Consider the following 3514-nt stretch of genomic DNA (forward strand, 5'->3'; position numbering starts at 1 on the left):
GGCGGGGGATGGGGGCGCCGGGCGTCGCCGGGCGCGGACCGCCCGGCGACACCCGCGACCGATACCCGGCGCCCCGGGCCGGTCAGGGCTTGCGGGCCACGGCTCCGGCCGCGTTCATCTCGCCCCGCTCCTCCGGCTCGGCGATCTCCGGCCGCCACCGGGGCAGGGAGACCAGGCCGGGCTCGACCAACTCCAGACCGTCGAAGAAGCGCGCGAGGCGTTCCCGGCTCCGCAGGATGTAGGGCACCGCGCCGCCCTCGTTGTAGTCGTCCTGGGCGGCGTGCGCGGCCTCGCCGACGTCCGTCCCGTCGTACAGCGTCAGGTGACTGCCCGACGGCAGGGCGGCCATCAGGTGCCGCACGATGGCGAGGGCCTCGTCGTCGTCGGGGATGTGCCCCATGACGCCCATCAGCATCACGCCGACCGGCCGGGAGAGGTCGAGCGTGTCGGCCGCCGCCTTGAGGATGCGGTCCGGGTCGCGCAGGTCGGCGTCCACGTAGTCGGTGGCGCCCTCCGGGGTGCCGACCAGCAGGGCGCGGGCGTGGGCGAGGACCAGCGGGTCGTTGTCCACGTACACCACCCGGGCCTCCGGGGCGAGGCGCTGCGCGAGTTGGTGGGTGGTCTCGACGGCCGGCAGCCCGGTCCCGATGTCGAGGAACTGCCGGATGCCCGCGTCCTCGACCAGGTACCGCATCGCGCGGCCGAGGAAGACCCGGGAGTAGCGGGCGATCTCCACGATCTCCGGGTATAAGGCGCGGAACGCCTCGCCGGCCTCCCGGTCGACCGGGTAGTTGTCCTTGCCGCCCAGCCAGTAGTTCCAGATGCGGGCGGAGTGCGGCACCCGGGTGTCGATGCCGGGCGGGGCGTCGGCCGTCGCCGGCGCGTCGGCGCTCCCGGGGGTGCGCGGGGTCTCGCTCATGGTTCTCCCGTTCGGTCGGATGGGGCGACCACCCTAGGCGCACGCCGTTGCGGGGGAGGAGCGAAGCGGCGGGGAATTCACGGGGAGCGTACGGGAGTTGGCGTGTTCTTCACGGCGCCGGCCGTACCCCGCGCCCGGCCGGCCGGTCCGTCCCGGCGACCGTCGGCGACCGGCGATCGTGGGCCGTCACCCGTCGGCGCCGGGCGGGGGAGGGCGCCGGGGCCGGCGCGGTCGGGTCCCCGCCGGGGCGCCGGCCCGTGCCGTGCCCCGGCCCGGGGCCGGGTGGAAGCGCGGCCGAGCCGTCTCCGCCACGAGCCGTCGGCCCACGGGCCCGCCGGCCCGGCGCCGACGGCCCCCGTCTCAGATCAGACGGCGGGCGGTGGCCCAGCGGGTCAGCTCGTGCCGGTTGGACAGCTGCAGCTTGCGCAGCACCGCCGAGACGTGCGACTCGACCGTCTTCACCGAGATGAACAGCTCCTTGCCGACCTCCTTGTACGCGTAGCCGCGCGCGATCAGCCGCAGCACCTCGCGCTCGCGCTGGGTCAGCCTGTCCAGGTCCTCGTCCACGGGGGTGGCGTCGCTGGAGGCGAAGGCGTCGAGCACGAAGCCGGCCAGGCGCGGGGAGAACACGGCGTCGCCGTCGGCGACCCGGAAGATCGCCGCGACCAGGTCGTCACCGGTGATGGTCTTGGTGACGTACCCCCGGGCGCCGCCCCGGATGACGCCGATGACGTCCTCGGCCGCGTCCGACACCGACAGCGCGAGGAAGCGCACCGGCCGGTCGGCCGCCGCCATCAGGGACGCCGAGCGCCGCAGCACCTCCACGCCGCCACCACCGGGCAGGTGCACGTCCAGCAGCACCACGTCGGGCCGGGTGGCCTTGATGACGGTGAGCGCCTGGTCCACGTCCCCGGCCTCGCCGACGACCTCCACCCCGGTCTCGTCGGTGCGGCCGATCTCGGCCTGCACGCCGGCCCGGAACATCCGGTGGTCGTCCACCAGCACCACCCGGGCCCGCCCGGCCGGTCCCCCGCCGTTGCCGTTTCCGCCGTTCCCGCCGGCGCCGCCGTTCCCGCCGTTGCCGGTGGTTCCCTGCCCGCTGTTCACCGTCGTGCCTCCGCTTCCCGCCTCATTCGGCCCGCTGCCCCTGGTCATGCCCGTCGCGCTCCATCGTCAGCACCACCTCGGTGCCATCGCCGGGCGCGGTGCGCACCCGGGCGGTGCCGCCGTGGCGCTGCATCCGGCCGATGATGGACTCCCGCACCCCCATGCGGTCCCCGGGGACCGCGTCGAGGTCGAAGCCCGGCCCCCGGTCGCGCACCGACACGAAGACGGTACGCCCCTCGACCTCCGCGAACACCTGCACGGGACCGCCCTCGCCACCGTACTTGGCGGCGTTGACCATCGCCTCGCGGGCCGCCTGGAGTTGTGCCGAGAGGCCCTCGTCCACGGGGCAGTCGCCGACGCACACCACCTCGATCGGCACGCCGTGGTCGTCCTCGACCTCGGCGACGGTGGCGCGCACCGCCTCGGCGAAGGTGCTCGGGGTCGTCTCGGTCTCGCCCGCGTCGGCCTTCTCGCCGGCCGCGCCGGAGGCGGCCCGTTCGGAGGACTTGTACAGCCAGGCCCGCAGGTCGCGTTCCTGGGCGCGGGCCAGGCGGGCGACCTCGCGGGGGTTCTCCGCGTTGCGCTGGATGAGGGTGAGGGTGTGCAGGACGGAGTCGTGGATGTGGGCGGCGACCTCGGCGCGCTCCTGGGCGCGGATGCGCATGGTGCGTTCCTCGGAGAGGTCCTGCACGACCCGCACCAGGAACGGTCCGGCGAGCAGCGCGATGCCGACGAGCACGGCCAGCGCGGCCTGGAGGATGCGGCTGAGGTCCTCGCTGGCGCCCTGCACGACGACGAACAGCAGCACGCCGATGACCACGAGCAGCACGCCGGCCGCGCTGCGGGCCACCGGGAGCCATCCGCTGCGGCGGGTGGCCTCGGCCCAGTGGGCGCGGCGGCTGTTGTCGGCCTGCCGCCACACGACGGCGGCGCCGATGCCGATGAGGAACAGCGGCCAGACGTAGCCGATGCCGATCTGGTGCTCCAGGCTGTTCCACAGGGCGATGAGGCCGATGCCGAGCACCACCAGGGCCAGGCCCCGGTTGCGGCGGGCGGCGCCGCGCCGGACCTCGCGCTCGGTCTCCGGGGCGGCGAAGGGGTTGCCGGGCCCGGCGGTGCCGGTGGTGCCGGCGGTACCGGTGGCGCCGGGGCGTCGGGCGGGGGAGGTGCCCAGCGGCACGACGAACCAGAAGACCCCGTAGACCAGCATCCCCAGGCCGCTGGCCAGGAACATCGCCAGGAAGGCGCCGCGCACCCAGGAGACGGGCAGGGCCAGGTGTCCGGCCAGGCCCTGGGCGACGCCGCCCACCCAGCGGCCCTCCGCGCTGCGGTAGAGCTTGCGCAGCGGCGCCTCGTCGGTGTCGGGGCCCGTTCCGGCGGCGGGCGCGGCGGTGGTCATGCCCCGATCGTCACACGCCGGAGTCCCCGGGGACATCAGGGGCTGGCTCTTATACCCATCTGACGCTGCCGCCGAAGCTGCAAGTGTAG

General features: G+C 75.2%; 3 protein-coding genes. All 3 read right to left on the reverse strand.

Annotation, left to right across the window (positions count from 1 at the left end):
* Positions 1-82: 82 nt before the first annotated feature.
* The 3 genes from FOE67_RS20090 to FOE67_RS20100 all read right to left on the reverse strand — a co-directional run bounded on the left by FOE67_RS20090 (position 83) and on the right by FOE67_RS20100 (position 3425).
* Entirely contained in the window at positions 83-919 is an 837-nt protein-coding gene (locus FOE67_RS20090) for an SAM-dependent methyltransferase (RefSeq protein WP_182666241.1), read from the reverse strand.
* 360 nt (positions 920-1279) lie between these two features.
* Complete coding sequence (locus tag FOE67_RS20095; protein ID WP_438874263.1) at positions 1280-2074, reverse strand: LuxR C-terminal-related transcriptional regulator; 795 nt, start codon at positions 2072-2074, stop codon at positions 1280-1282.
* Entirely contained in the window at positions 2049-3425 is a 1377-nt protein-coding gene (locus tag FOE67_RS20100; protein ID WP_182666242.1) for an ATP-binding protein, read from the reverse strand. Before FOE67_RS20100 ends, FOE67_RS20095 begins: the two co-directional genes overlap by 26 nt.
* Positions 3426-3514: the final 89 nt, after the last annotated feature.

Origin of the sequence: Streptomyces calidiresistens, from assembly GCF_014141525.1 — a bacterium.
Lineage (GTDB): Bacteria > Actinomycetota > Actinomycetes > Streptomycetales > Streptomycetaceae > Streptomyces > Streptomyces calidiresistens.

Excerpts from the sequence above, each read along its gene's own strand:
- FOE67_RS20100 (WP_182666242.1), bottom strand. The coding sequence starts at position 3,425 with ATGACCACCGCCGCGCCCGCCGCCGGAACGGGCCCCGACACCGACGAG.
- FOE67_RS20090 (WP_182666241.1), bottom strand. The coding sequence starts at position 919 with ATGAGCGAGACCCCGCGCACCCCCGGGAGCGCCGACGCGCCGGCGACG.
- FOE67_RS20095 (WP_438874263.1), bottom strand. The coding sequence starts at position 2,074 with ATGACCAGGGGCAGCGGGCCGAATGAGGCGGGAAGCGGAGGCACGACG.